This is a genomic window from Mycolicibacter heraklionensis (genome assembly GCF_019645815.1).
Classification (GTDB): Bacteria; Actinomycetota; Actinomycetes; order Mycobacteriales; family Mycobacteriaceae; genus Mycobacterium; species Mycobacterium heraklionense.
Window position 1 is genome coordinate 1,541,633 of the sequence record NZ_CP080997.1, and the last position, 16,924, is coordinate 1,558,556.

At 63.1% G+C, this 16,924-nt stretch carries 11 protein-coding genes and 3 rRNA genes; 9 read left to right on the top strand and 5 right to left on the bottom strand.

Translation table 11 applies throughout. The annotated features are described in order from the left end of the window. Positions 1–16 precede the first annotated feature (16 nt). Complete coding sequence (locus K3U94_RS07345; protein ID WP_220696087.1) at positions 17–607, bottom strand: cob(I)yrinic acid a,c-diamide adenosyltransferase; 591 nt, start codon at positions 605–607, stop codon at positions 17–19. 100 nt (positions 608–707) lie between these two features. On the opposite strand from K3U94_RS07345, the gene murA reads away from it, so the two are divergent. The 5 genes from murA to K3U94_RS07370 all read left to right on the top strand — a co-directional run bounded on the left by murA (position 708) and on the right by K3U94_RS07370 (position 9,288). Beyond that, positions 708–1,961: a UDP-N-acetylglucosamine 1-carboxyvinyltransferase gene (murA, locus tag K3U94_RS07350; RefSeq protein ID WP_047320031.1), complete on the top strand. Its 1,254-nt coding sequence runs from the start codon at positions 708–710 to the stop codon at positions 1,959–1,961. A gap of 274 nt (positions 1,962–2,235) precedes the next feature. Beyond that, positions 2,236–3,769: ribosomal RNA gene (locus tag K3U94_RS07355) — 16S ribosomal RNA — on the top strand. A gap of 356 nt (positions 3,770–4,125) precedes the next feature. Beyond that, positions 4,126–7,250, top strand: a 23S ribosomal RNA gene (locus tag K3U94_RS07360). Positions 7,251–7,382: 132 nt separating this feature from the next. Then, positions 7,383–7,495 (top strand): 5S ribosomal RNA (gene rrf, locus K3U94_RS07365). Together the 16S, 23S and 5S rRNA genes form the textbook arrangement of a ribosomal RNA operon. Before the next feature lie 671 nt (positions 7,496–8,166). Next, on the top strand, positions 8,167–9,288 hold the full coding sequence (locus tag K3U94_RS07370; protein ID WP_230987488.1) for a PE-PPE domain-containing protein: 1,122 nt from the start codon (positions 8,167–8,169) through the stop codon (positions 9,286–9,288). A gap of 6 nt (positions 9,289–9,294) precedes the next feature. On the opposite strand, the gene K3U94_RS07375 is transcribed toward K3U94_RS07370, so the two are convergent. Both K3U94_RS07375 and K3U94_RS07380 read right to left on the bottom strand, forming a co-directional pair. Further along, entirely contained in the window at positions 9,295–9,786 is a 492-nt protein-coding gene (locus K3U94_RS07375; RefSeq protein ID WP_047321544.1) for a methylated-DNA--[protein]-cysteine S-methyltransferase, read from the bottom strand. Then, a complete protein-coding gene (locus K3U94_RS07380; RefSeq protein WP_220696088.1) occupies positions 9,783–11,288 on the bottom strand; it encodes a DNA-3-methyladenine glycosylase 2 family protein in 1,506 nt (501 codons plus the stop codon). Before K3U94_RS07380 ends, K3U94_RS07375 begins: the two co-directional genes overlap by 4 nt. 88 nt (positions 11,289–11,376) lie before the next feature. Between K3U94_RS07380 and glsA the strand changes: the two genes are divergently transcribed. Beyond that, entirely contained in the window at positions 11,377–12,654 is a 1,278-nt protein-coding gene (gene glsA, locus K3U94_RS07385) for a glutaminase A (protein ID WP_220696089.1), read from the top strand. Positions 12,655–12,661: 7 nt separating this feature from the next. Here the strand turns inward: glsA and K3U94_RS07390 are convergent, their stop codons facing one another. Next, complete coding sequence (locus K3U94_RS07390; RefSeq protein ID WP_220696090.1) at positions 12,662–14,266, bottom strand: adenylate/guanylate cyclase domain-containing protein; 1,605 nt, start codon at positions 14,264–14,266, stop codon at positions 12,662–12,664. Positions 14,267–14,312: 46 nt separating this feature from the next. Between K3U94_RS07390 and nucS the strand changes: the two genes are divergently transcribed. From nucS to K3U94_RS23635, 3 genes are read left to right on the top strand one after another with little or no spacing between them, the layout of a single operon-like run. Next, positions 14,313–14,984: an endonuclease NucS gene (gene nucS, locus K3U94_RS07395; protein WP_047321541.1), complete on the top strand. Its 672-nt coding sequence runs from the start codon at positions 14,313–14,315 to the stop codon at positions 14,982–14,984. Between the two features lie 45 nt (positions 14,985–15,029). Further along, positions 15,030–16,124 carry an NADH:flavin oxidoreductase gene (locus K3U94_RS07400; protein WP_220696091.1) on the top strand — a complete coding sequence of 365 codons (1,095 nt, stop codon included), beginning with the start codon at positions 15,030–15,032 and terminating at the stop codon, positions 16,122–16,124. Positions 16,125–16,141: 17 nt separating this feature from the next. After that, on the top strand, positions 16,142–16,426 hold the full coding sequence (locus K3U94_RS23635; protein ID WP_230987490.1) for an Rv1322 family protein: 285 nt from the start codon (positions 16,142–16,144) through the stop codon (positions 16,424–16,426). 4 nt (positions 16,427–16,430) lie between these two features. Here K3U94_RS23635 and mce read toward each other — a convergent pair whose 3' ends face one another. Next, positions 16,431–16,922: a methylmalonyl-CoA epimerase gene (gene mce / locus K3U94_RS07405; RefSeq protein WP_047321539.1), complete on the bottom strand. Its 492-nt coding sequence runs from the start codon at positions 16,920–16,922 to the stop codon at positions 16,431–16,433. Between the last annotated feature and the right edge of the window lie 2 nt (positions 16,923–16,924).

The window sequence follows — 16,924 nt, forward strand, 5'->3', positions numbered from 1 at the left end:
ACGCCGTTGGCGCGGACTACTTTTCGGGCCGGTCGGCGCGATCGCCACCGGGCTTCCAGAGCACATCACCATCGGTGTTCGCCACTCGGCACAACACAAACATCAAGTCCGACAAGCGATTCAGATACTTGGCCGGCAGTACCGACACTCCGTCCGGATAGGTATCGAGTGCAGCCCAGGCCGAGCGCTCGGCACGGCGCACCGCGGTTCGCGCCACATGCAGCAATGCCGACAGTGGTGATCCCCCCGGCAGGATGAATGAGTTGAGGGGCGGCAGCTGCTCGTTGTATTCGTCACACCACGCCTCCACCCGATCGACGTAGTCGGCGGTGATCCGCAGTGGCGGATACTTCGGATTCTCGGCAACCGGCGTGGCCAGATCCGCGCCCGCGTCGAACAGGTCGTTCTGGATCTGCAGCAGCGTGGCGCTCACCGCCTCGGCGGGGTGGCCGAGCGCTAGCGCGACACCGATCGCCGCGTTGGCCTCCTCGACATCGGCGTAGGCGACCAGCCTCGGGTCGGTCTTGGGGACTCGGGAGAAGTCGCTCAACCCGGTCGTTCCGTCGTCGCCGGTACGGGTGTAAACGCGAGTGATGTGCACTGCCATAGCCCAAACCGTACCGGGGGCGGGAATCGGTGCAATCCCCGCTTCGGTTGGAGCCCGGATTGGTCAGGATCGGGCTCGTGTCGTCACTACACTGACGCGAGTGGGAGAGCGTTTCGTGGTTACCGGGGGTAACCGATTGTCCGGTGAGGTCGCCGTCGGCGGCGCTAAGAACAGCGTCCTGAAGCTGATGGCGGCAGCCCTGTTGGCGGAGGGCACCAGCACCATCACCAACTGCCCGGACATTCTGGACGTGCCGCTGATGGCCGAGGTGCTGCGCGGCCTGGGCGCCAACGTCGAACTTGACGGCACCACGGTGCGCATCACCTCGCCGGACGAACCCAAGTACGACGCGGACTTCGCCGCGGTGCGCCAGTTCCGCGCTTCGGTCTGTGTGCTTGGGCCCCTGGTGGGCCGCTGCCTGAAGGCGAAAGTCGCACTTCCGGGCGGCGACGCGATCGGGTCGCGCCCGCTCGACATGCATCAGGCGGGCCTGCGCCAGCTGGGCGCCACCTGCAATATCGAGCACGGTTGCGTGGTCGCGCACGCCGAGAAGCTGCGCGGCGCCGAGATCCAGTTGGAGTTTCCGTCGGTCGGTGCCACCGAGAACATCTTGATGGCCGCAGTCCTGGCCGAGGGCGTCACCACCATCCACAATGCGGCGCGCGAGCCCGATGTCGTTGACCTCTGCACGATGCTCAACCAGATGGGCGCGCAGATCGAAGGTGCGGGCTCACCGACGCTGAAGATCACCGGGGTGCCGCGTCTGCACCCCACCGAACACGAGGTGATCGGCGACCGGATCGTCGCCGCGACCTGGGCGATTGCCGCGGTGATGACCCGCGGCGATATCTCAGTCACCGGAGTGGACCCGGCGCACCTGCAGCTCGTCCTGCACAAGCTGCACGACGCGGGGGCGACCGTGACCCAGTCCGATAACGGCTTCCGGGTCGTGCAGTACGAGCGGCCCAAGGCCGTCAACGTCGCGACCCTGCCGTTTCCGGGATTCCCCACTGACCTGCAGCCGATGGCGATCGGCCTCGCGGCGATCGCCGAGGGCACGTCGATGATCACCGAGAACGTGTTCGAAGCCAGATTCCGGTTCGTCGAGGAGATGATCCGACTGGGTGCCGACGCCCGCACCGACGGCCACCATGCGGTGGTGCGTGGTCTGCCGCAGCTCTCGAGCGCTCCGGTGTGGGCCTCCGACATCCGCGCCGGAGCCGGTCTGGTCCTTGCGGGCCTGGTCGCAGACGGTGAGACCGAGGTCCACGACGTCTACCACATCGATCGCGGCTACCCGTTGTTCGTGGAATATCTAGGCGATTTGGGCGCTGAGATCGAACGTGTAATATAGGTCGAGCCGGCGGGCCGCGGGAGCGGAACGACCAGCAGTCTGGAAGTCCTTCCGGAAGCCCCGAAAAACTCGGAGTTGACTCAACTCTGACTACGGAGTATAGTAGCGGGGTTGCCTGAAGCCGGGCGTGTTGTTTGAGAACTCAATAGTGTGTTTGGTGGTTTTTGTTTGTTGTTGTTTTTGCCATGCCTCTGGCGCCCCGTGTTGGGGGTGTGGTGTTGTTTTTGTCGGTTTTTCGGAACTGATGTTTTGGGATTGTTTCCAAATTGGTTTTTGTTTGGAGAGTTTGATCCTGGCTCAGGACGAACGCTGGCGGCGTGCTTAACACATGCAAGTCGAACGGAAAGGCCCTTTCGGGGGTACTCGAGTGGCGAACGGGTGAGTAACACGTGGGTGATCTGCCCTGCACTTTGGGATAAGCCTGGGAAACTGGGTCTAATACCGAATAGGACCGCATGCTTCATGGTGTGTGGTGGAAAGCTTTTGCGGTGTGGGATGGGCCCGCGGCCTATCAGCTTGTTGGTGGGGTAATGGCCTACCAAGGCGACGACGGGTAGCGGCCTGAGAGGGTGTCCGGCCACACTGGGACTGAGATACGGCCCAGACTCCTACGGGAGGCAGCAGTGGGGAATATTGCACAATGGGCGCAAGCCTGATGCAGCGACGCCGCGTGGGGGATGACGGCCTTCGGGTTGTAAACCTCTTTCAGTATCGGCGAAGCTCCGGGATTTTTCTTGGGGTGACGGTAGGTACAGAAGAAGCACCGGCCAACTACGTGCCAGCAGCCGCGGTAATACGTAGGGTGCGAGCGTTGTCCGGAATTACTGGGCGTAAAGAGCTCGTAGGTGGTTTGTCACGTTGTCCGTGAAAACTCACAGCTTAACTGTGGGCGTGCGGGCGATACGGGCAGACTGGAGTACTGTAGGGGAGACTGGAATTCCTGGTGTAGCGGTGGAATGCGCAGATATCAGGAGGAACACCGGTGGCGAAGGCGGGTCTCTGGGCAGTAACTGACGCTGAGGAGCGAAAGCGTGGGGAGCGAACAGGATTAGATACCCTGGTAGTCCACGCCGTAAACGGTGGGTACTAGGTGTGGGTTTCCTTCCTTTAGGGATCCGTGCCGTAGCTAACGCATTAAGTACCCCGCCTGGGGAGTACGGCCGCAAGGCTAAAACTCAAAGGAATTGACGGGGGCCCGCACAAGCGGCGGAGCATGTGGATTAATTCGATGCAACGCGAAGAACCTTACCTGGGTTTGACATGCACAGGACGCCAGCAGAGATGTTGGTTCCCTTGTGGCCTGTGTGCAGGTGGTGCATGGCTGTCGTCAGCTCGTGTCGTGAGATGTTGGGTTAAGTCCCGCAACGAGCGCAACCCTTGTCTCATGTTGCCAGCACGTTATGGTGGGGACTCGTGAGAGACTGCCGGGGTCAACTCGGAGGAAGGTGGGGATGACGTCAAGTCATCATGCCCCTTATGTCCAGGGCTTCACACATGCTACAATGGCCGGTACAAAGGGCTGCGATCCCGTGAGGGTTAGCGAATCCTTTAAAGCCGGTCTCAGTTCGGATTGGGGTCTGCAACTCGACCCCATGAAGTCGGAGTCGCTAGTAATCGCAGATCAGCAACGCTGCGGTGAATACGTTCCCGGGCCTTGTACACACCGCCCGTCACGTCATGAAAGTCGGTAACACCCGAAGCCGGTGGCCTAACCCTTGTGGAGGGAGCCGTCGAAGGTGGGATCGGCGATTGGGACGAAGTCGTAACAAGGTAGCCGTACCGGAAGGTGCGGCTGGATCACCTCCTTTCTAAGGAGCACCATGTTCCCCCGTTCCTCACATGGGTGAGGGTGATGCGGTTGGGAGATTTTTCGCCGGCGCCTGTAGTGGGTTGTCCGGTGGTGCAGATAATTTGAACGACAACAGCTTTGATCACCAACCGGCGCGGCCTCTTCGGGGGTGGTGTCGGCCGGCTGTGGCTGGGCACACTGTTGGGTCCTGAGGCAACAGGCCCGTTTGTTGCTCCTTTCGGGGGGTGGGTGTGTTGTCGCTCCATCTTGGTGGTGGGGTGTGGTGTTTGTTTTGTGGATAGTGGTTGCGAGCATCTAACAAGCGAGACTGTGTGTCTTGTTTGTTTTGCAATTTTTGTTTCTTGGTTTTTGTGTTTGTAAGTGTTTAAGGGCGCATGGTGGATGCCTTGGCATCGAGAGCCGATGAAGGACGTGGGAGGCTGCGATATGCCTCGGGGAGCTGCCAACCGAGCGTGGATCCGAGGATGTCCGAATGGGGAAACCCGGCACGAGTGATGTCGTGTCACCCGCTGGTGAATGTATAGCTGGTGGGGAGGTAACGCGGGGAAGTGAAACATCTCAGTACCCGTAGGAAGAGAAAACAAAATGTGATTCCGTGAGTAGTGGCGAGCGAAAGCGGAGGATGGCTAAACCGTATGCATGTGATACCGGGTAGGGGTTGTGTGTGCGGGGTTGTGGGAGTGTTGTGTCCGGTTCTACCTGGCCGGAGGGCAGTGAGAAAGTGTTGTGGTTAGCGGAAGTGGCCTGGGATGGTCTGCCGTAGACGGTGAGAGCCCGGTACGTGAAAACCCGATACCTGCCTTGCGATGTTTCCCGAGTAGCAGCGGGCCCGTGGAATCTGCTGTGAATCTGCCGGGACCACCCGGTAAGCCTGAATACTACTCGATGACCGATAGCGGATTAGTACCGTGAGGGAATGGTGAAAAGTACCCCGGGAGGGGAGTGAAATAGTACCTGAAACCATGTGCCTACAATCCGTCAGAGCCCTCCCTTGTGGTGGGGTGATGGCGTGCCTTTTGAAGAATGAGCCTGCGAGTCACCGGCACGTCGCGAGGTTAACCCGTGTGGGGTAGCCGCAGCGAAAGCGAGTCTGAATAGGGCGTATCCAATCCGTTGGGGTTGGTGTAGTGGCGTGTTGTGGACCCGAAGCGGAGTGATCTACCCATGGCCAGGGTGAAGCGCGGGTAAGACCGCGTGGAGGCCCGAACCCACTTAGGTTGAAGACTGAGGGGATGAGTTGTGGGTAGGGGTGAAAGGCCAATCAAACTCCGTGATAGCTGGTTCTCCCCGAAATGCATTTAGGTGCAGCGTTGCGTGTTTCTCACCGGAGGTAGAGCTACTGGATGGCCGATGGGCCCTACTAGGTTACTGACGTCAGCCAAACTCCGAATGCCGGTGAGTGTAAGCGTGGCAGTGAGACGGCGGGGGATAAGCTCCGTGCGTCGAGAGGGAAACAGCCCAGATCGCCGGCTAAGGCCCCAAAGCGTGTGCTAAGTGGAAAAGGATGTGCAGTCGCTTAGACAACCAGGAGGTTGGCTTAGAAGCAGCCACCCTTGAAAGAGTGCGTAATAGCTCACTGGTCAAGTGATTGTGCGCCGATAATGTAGCGGGGCTCAAGCACACCGCCGAAGCCGCGGCAATACGTCAAGTATTGGGTAGGGGAGCGTCCTGCATCCGGTGAAGCCACAGAGTGATCTAGTGGTGGAGGGTGTGGGAGTGAGAATGCAGGCATGAGTAGCGATGAGGCAAGTGAGAACCTTGCCCGCCGAAAGACCAAGGGTTCCTGGGCCAGGCCAGTCCTCCCAGGGTGAGTCGGGACCTAAGGCGAGGCCGACAGGCGTAGTCGATGGACAACGGGTTGATATTCCCGTACCCGTGTGTGCGCGCCCATGATGAATCAGTGGTACTAACCACCCAAAACCATGGTTACTTCGATCCCTTCGGGGTGAGGGGGACTGTGGGGCTGCGTGGGACCTTCGCTGGTAGTAGTCAAGCGATGGGGTGACGCAGGAAGGTAGCCGTACCAGTCAGTGGTAATACTGGGGCAAGCCCGTAGGACGAGATCTAGGCAAATCCGGGTCTCATGAGTCCGAGAGGTGATGCATAGCCGATTGCGGCGAATTCGGTGATCCTATGCTGCCGAGAAAAGCCTCTAGCGAGCACACACACGGCCCGTACCCCAAACCAACACAGGTGGTCAGGTAGAGAATACCAAGGCGTACGAGTGAACTATGGTTAAGGAACTCGGCAAAATACCCCCGTAACTTCGGGAGAAGGGGGACCCTCATACCGTCATGGCCTTTACGGTTAAGCAGCGGGAGGGGGTCGCAGAAACCAGTGAGAAGCGACTGTTTACTAAAAACACAGGTCCGTGCGAAGTCGCAAGACGATGTATACGGACTGACGCCTGCCCGGTGCTGGAAGGTTAAGAGGACCGGTTAACCCTTCGGGGTGAAGCTGAGAATTTAAGCCCCAGTAAACGGCGGTGGTAACTATAACCATCCTAAGGTAGCGAAATTCCTTGTCGGGTAAGTTCCGACCTGCACGAATGGCGTAACGACTTCTCAACTGTCTCAACCATAGACTCGGCGAAATTGCATTACGAGTAAAGATGCTCGTTACGCGCGGCAGGACGAAAAGACCCCGGGACCTTCACTATAGCTTGGTATTGATGTTCGATGCGGTTTGTGTAGGATAGGTGGGAGACTGTGAAACCCGCACGCCAGTGTGGGTGGAGTCGTTGTTGAAATACCACTCTGATCGTATTGGACCTCTAACTTCGAACCATGAAGCTGGTTCAGGGACAGTGCCTGGTGGGTAGTTTAACTGGGGCGGTTGCCTCCTAAAATGTAACGGAGGCGCCCAAAGGTTCCCTCAACCTGGACGGCAATCAGGTGTTGAGTGTAAGTGCACAAGGGAGCTTGACTGTAAGACTGACACGTCAAACAGGGACGAAAGTCGGGACTAGTGATCCGGCACCCCCGAGTGGAAGGGGTGTCGCTCAACGGATAAAAGGTACCCCGGGGATAACAGGCTGATCTTCCCCAAGAGTCCATATCGACGGGATGGTTTGGCACCTCGATGTCGGCTCGTCGCATCCTGGGGCTGGAGCAGGTCCCAAGGGTTGGGCTGTTCGCCCATTAAAGCGGCACGCGAGCTGGGTTTAGAACGTCGTGAGACAGTTCGGTCTCTATCCGCCGCGCGCGTCAGAATCTTGAGGAAACCTGTCCCTAGTACGAGAGGACCGGGACGGACGAACCTCTGGTATACCAGTTGTTCCACCAGGAGCACGGCTGGATAGCCACGTTCGGACAGGATAACCGCTGAAAGCATCTAAGCGGGAAACCTACTCCAAGACCAGGATTCTCACCCTTTTAGAGGGATAAGGCCCCCCGCAGACCACGGGATCGATAGACCAGACCTGGAAGCACCGCAAGGTGTGCAGGGAACTGGCACTAACCGGCCGAAAACTTACCAACACACAAAAAACACATGTGTTGCCCGCAACCACACCACAAAAACTTCAAACCCACACCCCACCACCAAACACACTTTGGTGACACCGGGTGCCGGCCAACCAACCCCGGCACCCCAACACAAGAAAATAGAGTTACGGCGGAAATAGCGACAGGGAAACGCCCGGTCCCATCCCGAACCCGGAAGCTAAGCCTGTCAGCGCCGATGATACTGCCCACACGGGTGGAAAAGTAGGACACCGCCGAACACAATTTAAGTGAAACGCCCCCCGAGAAATCGGGGGGCGTTTCCATATTGTCCACTGCCCGCGGCAAGAACAGCCGTCGTTGACTAATCGATCTTGACGTAGCGGGAGTTCACGGGGTTACGCAAGAAAGGGCTGGTTTCAGTACCCGTCAGGGAATCGTTATCGATGGTCAGCACCGTGTGGGTGCTGTCGGTACCGGTCCAGGTATTGCCTTCCAAGTGCATTTGCACAACCTCATCGCCTCGCACACTCCCGGCAAGGTTTTTACAGCCAGGGCCGCAGGAAGTGACTGTCACAGTCGCCTCGGAAAACATGGACCCCGCAGGGCCGTCTCCCGAGCGCTGGTAGGTGCCGTCAACCAGGTCGGCTGACGCCGGCGCCGCTAGGCCTACGGCGAAGCTCGCTGTCAACGCAACGAAAGCCGCAAGCCGGATTGTTGCCATCTCGTATTTCCCCTCCTCGCCCGGGATGGTGCCTCTTTGTCGTCGATATTAGGTTTGCTCCGGCGCTGGAGATACGGGGATTCCCCTTGCAATGGTCTGCAGGGATGCCGGACCCGGCGGACGGCAGCTGCTGTTGCAGGATTCGCCGCCCGACTATAACGTTAAGCAGCAGCTAAGGAACTTAACAGGAGGATCCGCGTGCGCGTTAACACTTGCCTACCGCTTGTCGTGAGCGTCGCTGCTGCCAGCTTCTTCGCCGGCGCTCCGGTGGCATCGTCGGTGCCGCCCGCACTGGCGACGGCGGTCTCGCTGACGGGTAACGGGACGTCGCTTGGTGACGGCATCGCTTTCCTGATGGGCGGAACCGGCATGCCGCAACCGTCGGAGCGATACCTCGATGCTGTCAACGAGCTGTACCTGCAGCCGCACGGATTCGGCGGCGAGCTGGTGTCCCTCTGGACGCCGGAGAACGTCAGTTCGACCTCGCAGGCGGTAGGTGGGCAGATCCTCTACAACGCGGTCATGGAGCAGATCAGCGGCGGCGAGGTGGACGCCGAGCACCCCGTCGTCGTGTTCGGCTACTCGCAGAGCTCCGCGATCTCCGTAGGCCTGATGGAGAGACTTGCCGACGAGGGTGTGTCCGACGATCTGGTGAGGTTCGTACTGATCGGGTCGCCGGGCACCAGCGGCATCCCCACCGACCTGTATCACACCGACGTCTACAACTATGAATACGACCCGGTGGCCTTTCGGCCGACGTATTTCAATCCGCTGTCGGACCTGAACTCCATCTTGGGCTTCATCTACGGACATTCGGTGCTGTTGAGCGCGACGCCCGAACAGGTCGCGTCTGCTATTGAACTGCCGACCTCGGACCCTGACTCGCTGAACTCCTATTACATGATTCCCTCGGAGCTACTGCCGCTGTTGGCTCCGCTGCAGTTGATCCCGATTCTCGGACAGCCCCTCTATGAGCTGTTGGAACCCGTCACACGGATCTTGGTGAACCTCGGCTACGGCAACATCGACCACGGTTGGCCGCCGGGAGACGTCGATGCAGCGGCCGGTTCGGGGCTCTTCCCAACCAACATCGACTTCGGTGACTTGTTGACCGCCCTCGGCAATGGCGTCCAACAGGGGATCAGCAACGCCATCGCAAGTTTGCTGGACCCCGCGACGTACCAGATCATTCCGCTCGTGGAGCACCCGTCGCTGGCCGGTCTGATTCAAGAGGGCTACATCGTGGGTGCCATCGACTCGCCGACCCCGACGTTGGAGGAGGCCCTGACGGGTCTCGTCACCTTCTTCGAAGGCTTCACCGACACCACCGAATACCCGATGCCGGACTAAGCGCCCTCAACCGAACAGGGTGGCTTGGCTTCGCTGTCGCTCCAGATCCAGCAGTGCCCGCTTGCGGTCGATACCGCCGCCGTAACCGGTCAGGCTGCCGTTGCTGCCGATGACACGGTGGCACGGGACGATGATCGAGATCGGGTTGCGGCCGTTGGCCAACCCGACGGCCCGGGAGGCCGTCGGCGACCCGATCTGGCTGGCCAGCTGTCCGTAGGAGCGGGTCTGGCCGTACGGGATGGTCAACAGGGCGGCCCACACTCGGCGTTGAAAGTCAGTGCCGGCCATCTCATAGGTCAGGTCGAACTCGGTGAGGTCGCCGGCGAAGTATGCCGCGAGTTGCTCCACCACATCCGGAAACGCGGTGTCGTCGCGTGTCCAGCCAGTCCGGCTGGGGGCGTGCGAATGATCGAGCATCAACAGATGACTGAGCTTGCCGTCTTTGCCTGCCAGGGTGAGCGGCCCGATGGGGCTGTCGATGATGCGCTGAGTGGTCATGCGATCTCCTTCGATGCCGGGGGCCAGTCGTTCACGGCGTGATCGAGGCTGGCCCAGAGATGCTGGGTGGCATAGGAGCGCCACGGCCGCCAGCGAGCACTGCGTTGGATCAGGGTCTGCGGGTTGTCGGGCAGGCCGTGGCGGCGGGCCGCTACCTGCACCCCGAGGTCGGTGACGGGAAACGCGTCGGGGTCACCCAGCCCGCGCATGGCGATCACCTCGGCGGTCCAGGCCCCGACTCCCGGCAGCGCCATCAGGTCGTGCCGAGCCCGCTCCCAGTCGCAGCCGGCACTCAGGCCGAGGGTGCCGTCGGCCAGCCGCGCGACCAGGGTGAGCAGCGTTCGCCGGCGGGTTTGGGGGAGGGCGAGCTGATCGGGATCGATGTCGGCGAGTCGTTCCACCGAGGGAAAGACATGAGTGAGCCCGCCGTCCGGATCGTCGAGCGGTTGCCCGTGTGCCGCCACCAGCCGATGCGTATGGGTGCGCGCTGCCTTGGTCGACACCTGCTGGCTGAGCACCGCCCGCACCGCGAGCTCGGCTTCGTCGACGGTCCGTGGAATGCGTTGTCCCGGCGCCTTGGTCACCAGCGGTGCCAGGTCGGGGTCGGCGGTGAGGGCCTCGACGACGGCTTCCGGGTCAGCGTCGAGGTCCAGCAGTCGTCGGCAGCGGGTGATCGCGGCGGTGAGATCGCGGAAGTCGTCGAGCACGAGTCGGCATCGGACATGGTCGGGGGCCGGGCGCAGGCTGGCAACTCCGTTGCCGTGCGGCAGGCGCAGGGTGCGCCGGTACGCACCGTCGCGTACCTCTTCGCAGCCCGGCACCGCGCACGCCGCCAGGTGCCCGAACACGCCCTCGAACGCGAACGGGGTGCGCACCGGAAGGCGCAGCGACAGCGCACCCGGACCGGGGGAGTCGCGGCCGGGGCGGGCTCCTGAGCGTGCGGCGGCGTTGCTGCGCAACACGGTCGGCGTCGTGGCACACACGGCGCGGATGGTGTCGTTGAACTGCCGGATGCTGGCGAATCCGGCGGCGAATGCGACATCGCCCAAGGGCAGGTCCGTGGTCTCGATCAGGACGCGGGCGGTCTGCGTGCGCTGTGCGCGGGACAGTGCCAGCGGGCCGGCACCCACCTCGGCCTGCAGCAATCGCTGCAACTGGCGGGCGGAATAGCCGAGGTGACTGGCAAGCCCGCTCACGCCCTCCCGATCCACTGTGCCGTCGGCGATCAGGCGCATGGCCCGCCCCACGACGTCGCCACGGATGTTCCACTCCGGAGAACCCGGTGCGGCGTCGGGGCGGCAACGCTTACAGGCGCGGAAACCGGCCCGCTGAGCCGCGGCGGCGGTGGGGTAGAACTCCACATTCCGCGGCAGCGGCGGGCGTGCCGGGCAGCTGGGCCGGCAGTAGATCCGTGTCGTGAGCACCGCGGTGATGAACCAGCCGTCGAAGCGGGCGTCTTTCGACTTCACGGCGCGGTAGCAGCGGTCGAAGTCGTCATGCACGTTTCAACCATGACACGCGCCGGCCGACGACACTAGCGGAAAAGCGACACGACAGTGCCGGGCCGTTGGCGCGGGCTAGCATCGGTGCGTGGCGGCACTGGTACAGCGGTACTTGGACGGGATCCTTGCCGAGCACGCCGGGGCGAACCACGGGGCCTTGGCGAGCTACATCCCGGAACTGGCAGAGGTCGATCCCGCGGGGTTCGGTTTGGCGTTGTCCTCGTCGGACGGCTACGTCTACCAATCCGGCGACGCCGACGTGCAATTCACGATGCAGTCGATCTCCAAGCCGTTCACCTACGCGCTCGCCCTCGATCAGCTGGGGCAAGCGGATGTCGACGCGCGGATCGGTGTGGAGCCCTCGGGTGAGGGCTTCAACAAGATCAGCGTCGATCAGGTCACCAATGTCCCGAAGAACCCGATGATCAATGCGGGTGCGATCGTGGCCTGCTCCTTGATCCCGGGGAAGACCGTCGAGGAGCGGTTCGGTCTGGTCCGCGAGTTCTTCAGCGCCTGCGCCGGACGCAGCCTGGACTTCGACGAGGCCGTGTACGAGTCCGAGCGGGCCAGCGGCAGCCGCAACCGCGGGATCGCTTACCTGCTGGAGAGTTTCGGCGCGCTGGGGGCCGACCCCGACGAGGCCTTGGACCTCTACATCCGCCAGTGTTCCCTGAAAGTCACCAGCATCGACCTGGCCCGGATGGCGGCGACACTGGCCCGCGGCGGCCTCAACCCATTGACCGGGCGGCAGGTGACCGATGCCGCGGTGGTACGGCGCACGCTGTCGGTCATGGTGACCTGCGGCATGTACGACGCCGCCGGCGCGTGGGTCAGTGCGGTCGGGATGCCGGCCAAGAGCGGTGTGGCCGGTGGCATCGTGGCGGTGCTGCCCGGCCAGCTGGGCATCGGCGTCTATTCGCCGCGGATCGACGCGAAAGGCAACAGCGTGCGTGGAATGCTGGTGTGCCGCAGTCTTTCCCAGCAGCTCGGACTGCACTTCCTGACGGTGAGCAGTGAGGCTCACGCGGCCATTCGCGGGGTGTACACCCCGCGCCCCGGAGTTCGTGTCTACGAGGTGCACGGCGACCTGCTGTTCGCCGGGGCCGAACAGGTGGCCCGCACCGCGACCCGCGACTGTGGCGAGTTCGACACCGCGATCCTCGACGTGTCGCGGCTGCACACGATCAGCGAACCGGCGCGTGCCCTGCTCGCCGGGCTGTCCGACGAGTTGCGGGATCTGGGCAAGCAGGGTCTGCTCGTCGACCCCAGCGGATCGGTGACGCCCGACCCAGCGGCCTACGCCGGGCTGGTGTTCGCCACGGTCGAGGATGCGCTGGCGGCGACCGAGACGTGGGCGGGGGAGTAGCCCGAGGCTACAGCGGGCTGGCCAGCACGGTCGGCAGTTCGTAGCCGCGCAGCACGATCGAGTCACCCACCACCCAATGGGCTTGCTCGCTGATGCTGGCCGCGTACATGGTTTTGGCCGTCGTCAGCAGCGGCAGCGGTTGGGTTTTGGCCAACTCGCATAACCGGGCGGCCTCATTGACCGGCTCGCCGATCACGGTGTATTCGAAACGTTCTTTGGCGCCGACGTTTCCGGCGACGACCTGGCCGGCCGCCACACCGATTCCCGCCCGGATCTCGGGCACCTCGTTGGCCAGGCGGTACAGAATGCCCCGGGCTGCGGCCAACGCTTCGTCCTCGGGCTGGTCGAGGTGATTCGGGGCGCCGAAGATCGCCAGGGTGGCGTCACCCTCGAACTTGTTGATCAGGCCCCGGTGGCGGTCGACTTCGTCGACGACGACGGCGAAAAATCGGTTCAGCAGGGTGACGACCTCGGTCGCCGGCTTGGCGGTCACGATTTGCGTCGAGCCGACGATGTCGACGAAAAGGACTGCGACGTGGCGTTCTTCGCCACCGAGCTGGATCTTGTCGCGCTCGGCGGCGGCCGCCACCTCACGCCCGACGTGGCGGCCGAACAGGTCACGCACCCGTTCGCGCTCCCGCAGCCCGTGCACCATCGCGTTGAAACCACTTTGCAGCTCACCGAGTTCGGTGCCGTCGAACACCACCAGGTCGCCCTGCAGATTGCCCTGTTCGACACGTTTGAGCGCAGCGCGCACCACCCGCACCGGCGCCGTGGTGAGCCAGGACAGGATCCACATCAGCAGGAACCCGAAGATCAGGGTGGCAGTCGAAACGATCAGTACGGCGATGCCGAACTGGGTCTCGGTGAGGTTCTTCAACACCAGGGCGAACAGCGCTGTCAGCGCGATGCCCAGAACCGGCACACCCGAGGTGAGTAGCCAGACCATCATGGTTCGGCCCATGATGCCCGACACGAACCGCCGCGGCGGCCTGCCCGCGGCGAGTGCCTGTGCGGCAACGGGCCGCAGCGCGAATTCGGTGCACAGGTAACAGGCGGTGGCAACCTGGATGCCGCAGACGCTCACGGTGAAGGCCACGATCGGAATGAAGACGCTGTTGTGTATCCCGTACAGCGGCGTGAACAGCACCGCCGCCAGGCCCCACAGGGCGAGCACCACCTGCGACACCCGCCACGGCGCCAGAAACGCATTGCGCTCGTCCAAGCGGGTGGGTTGTTGTTCCTTGATCGCCCAGCGCAACATTTTGATGGTGCGCCGGGTGATCCCGTAGGTGCCGCCGATCAACGCGGTCACCACGTAGGCCGGAACGATGCCGAACGTCAGCCAGGCCGGGGCGTCGGAGAACACGCTGGGCGTCGGGTAGGCCACCGTCACCAGCAGCGTGACCACACCGATCCCGAGCAGGTTGGTCGCCACGATGACCACGGTCATGATGAACTGGATGCGAATCCGGCGCAGGTACTGACTTTCCGAGACGCGGCCCAGCAGCCAAGAACCGTATTCGGGCGTCTCGGGCAGCCGGTCAGTCTGACGGGTGAGCAGCTCCAGCACTCGGCCCAGGCGTTGCGCGGTCGTCTTTGGCGGCTTCATCGTGGCGTAAGAATAATTGCTCGGCACGGGCCTTAAGGTGGATCGGATGCGACTCGTGATCGCCCAGTGCACCGTCGACTATGTCGGCCGGCTCACCGCGCACCTGCCCTCTGCCCGGCGACTGCTGCTGTTGAAGGCCGACGGCTCGGTCAGCGTGCACGCCGACGACCGTGCTTACAAGCCACTGAACTGGATGAGCCCACCATGCCGGCTCACCGAAGAAACCGGCGGTGAATTGCCGGTGTGGGTGGTGGCGAACAAGACCGGCGACCAGCTGCGGATCACCATCGAGGAGATCGAGCACGACTCCAGCCACGAGCTGGGTGTCGACCCCGGGCTGGTGAAAGACGGCGTCGAGGCGCAACTGCAGGCGCTGCTGGCCGAGCACGTCGAACTGCTCGGCGAGGGTTACTCCCTGGTGCGCCGGGAGTACATGACCGCGATCGGTCCGGTTGACCTGTTGTGTCGTGACGAACAGGGGCGAGCGGTCGCGGTGGAGATCAAGCGGCGCGGCGAGATCGACGGCGTGGAACAGCTCACGCGTTACCTCGAACTGCTCAACCGCGACAGTCTGCTGGCGCCGGTCAGCGGGGTGTTCGCCGCCCAGCAGATCAAGCCGCAGGCCCGCACACTGGCCACCGACCGCGGCATCCGTTGCCTGACACTGGATTATGACGCGATGCGCGGCATGGACAGCGACGAGTACCGGCTGTTCTGAGCGCAGGCCGGAATAGAAGCGCGCGGCCGTGCGTTGCAGGACCGCATGCCAGTCGATGATCTTTTCCAGCCCCTGACGATCCGCTCGCTGACCGTTCCCAATCGGTTCGCCATGGCGCCGATGACCCGCCAGGCCTCGCCGCAGGGAATTCCCGGCAGCAATGTGGCCGAGTACTACCGACGGCGCGCTGCGGGCGGTGTAGGGCTGATCATCACCGAGGGCATCCGGTTGCCCGACCCGGCAGCAGGATTCCCGGCCAGCGTGCCGACGCTCGCCGGCGACGAGGTGCTCGCCGGGTGGACCCGTGTCGTCGACAGCGTCCACTCTGAGGGAGCGACGATCGCCGCGCAGCTGTGGCACCAGGGTGTTGAGCGCCGCAATGACGATGGGGTGGAACCCGTCGGCCCGTCGGGCATCGATGGGCGCGGTGAACCGCGGGGCCGCGCGCTGCGAACCGACGAACTCGCTGAGATCGCACAGCTTTACGCCACCAGTGCCGCCACTGCGCGCGACCTCGGCTTCGACGCGGTCGAAATCCACGGCGCTCACGGCTACCTGCTCGACGAATTCTTCTGGGAGCGCACGAATCGGCGTACCGACGGCTACGGCGGATCGCTGGCCGCGCGCACGCGTTTCCCGGCCGAAGTGGTCGCAGCTGTCCGCGCCGCGGTCGGCCCGGACTATCCAATCATCTTCCGCTTCTCCCAGTGGAAGGGCACCGACTACGCGGCGTCCATCGCCGACGACCCGACACAGTTGCAGGAACTGCTCACACCGCTGGTCGACGCCGGGGTGGATGTGCTGCACCCCTCGACGCGCAGGCATTATCTGCCCGGGTTCGAAGGCCACGACCCGGAATTGAGCCTTGCCGGATGGACCAGGAAGGTCACCGGCGTTCCGGTGATCGCAGTGGGCTCGGTCGGGTTGGAGACGCAGTTCCGCAGCGAGAAGCGTGGCGAGGTGATTGCGCCCGCACCGGTCGACCGTCTGGTCGACCAGTTCGACGCCGGGGAGTTCGACGTGGTCGCCATCGGGCGCGCGCTGCTCGCCGACCCGGCATGGGTGAATCGACTGCGTGACGGCGAGCTGGACGGGTTCGGCGGCTACGACGCGGCGGTTGCGCTGTCGGCACTGGCTTGACCGCTAGCCTGATGACCATGGCTCGTCGCCGCAGTCCGTCGCGTCGGCAACAGCCGCTACGGCCGCTGCCGCTGCAACAACGCGTGGAGACCGGCTCCGATGGCTACGAATACATCGTCGTACCGGTCGCGGGTTCGCGGGCTGTGAAAGTCTATCGGTGTCCGGGGTGCGATCACGAAATTCGTTGCGGCATAGCCCATGTGGTGGTGTGGCCAGCTCATGCGGGCGATGATCGACGGCATTGGCACACGCCGTGTTGGGCCAACCGCGACAACCGGGGGCCGACCCGCAAGTGGTCCTAGAGGCTCAGTGCGCTTCCGCGTCCGCGGCCGGCTCGACCAGCTCGACCAGCACCCCGCCGGCGTCCTTGGGGTGGATGAAGTTGATTCGCGAGTTCGACGTGCCGCGCCGCGGTGCCTCGTAGAGCAGTCGCATGCCCTGCTCACGCAACCGGTCGGACAGCACGTCGATGTCGCTGGTGCGGTAGGCCAGCTGCTGCAGACCGGGGCCGCGCTTGTCCAGGAACTTGGCGATGGTCGACGACTCGTCGATCGGCGCCATCAACTGGATCTGGGCGCTGCCGACCGGGGCGCCGCGCACCGCAAGCATCGCTTCGACGATGCCCTGCTCCTCGTTGACCTCTTCGTGCAGCACGATCATCCCGAGCTGGTCGTGGTACCACTTCTTGGCCACTTCCAGGTCCGGGACCGCGATACCGACGTGATCGATCGCCGTCACCAAGGCCGAGGCCAGGGCGGGGCGCACCTCACAAGGGTCAGCGACGGATTCGGTCGTCATAG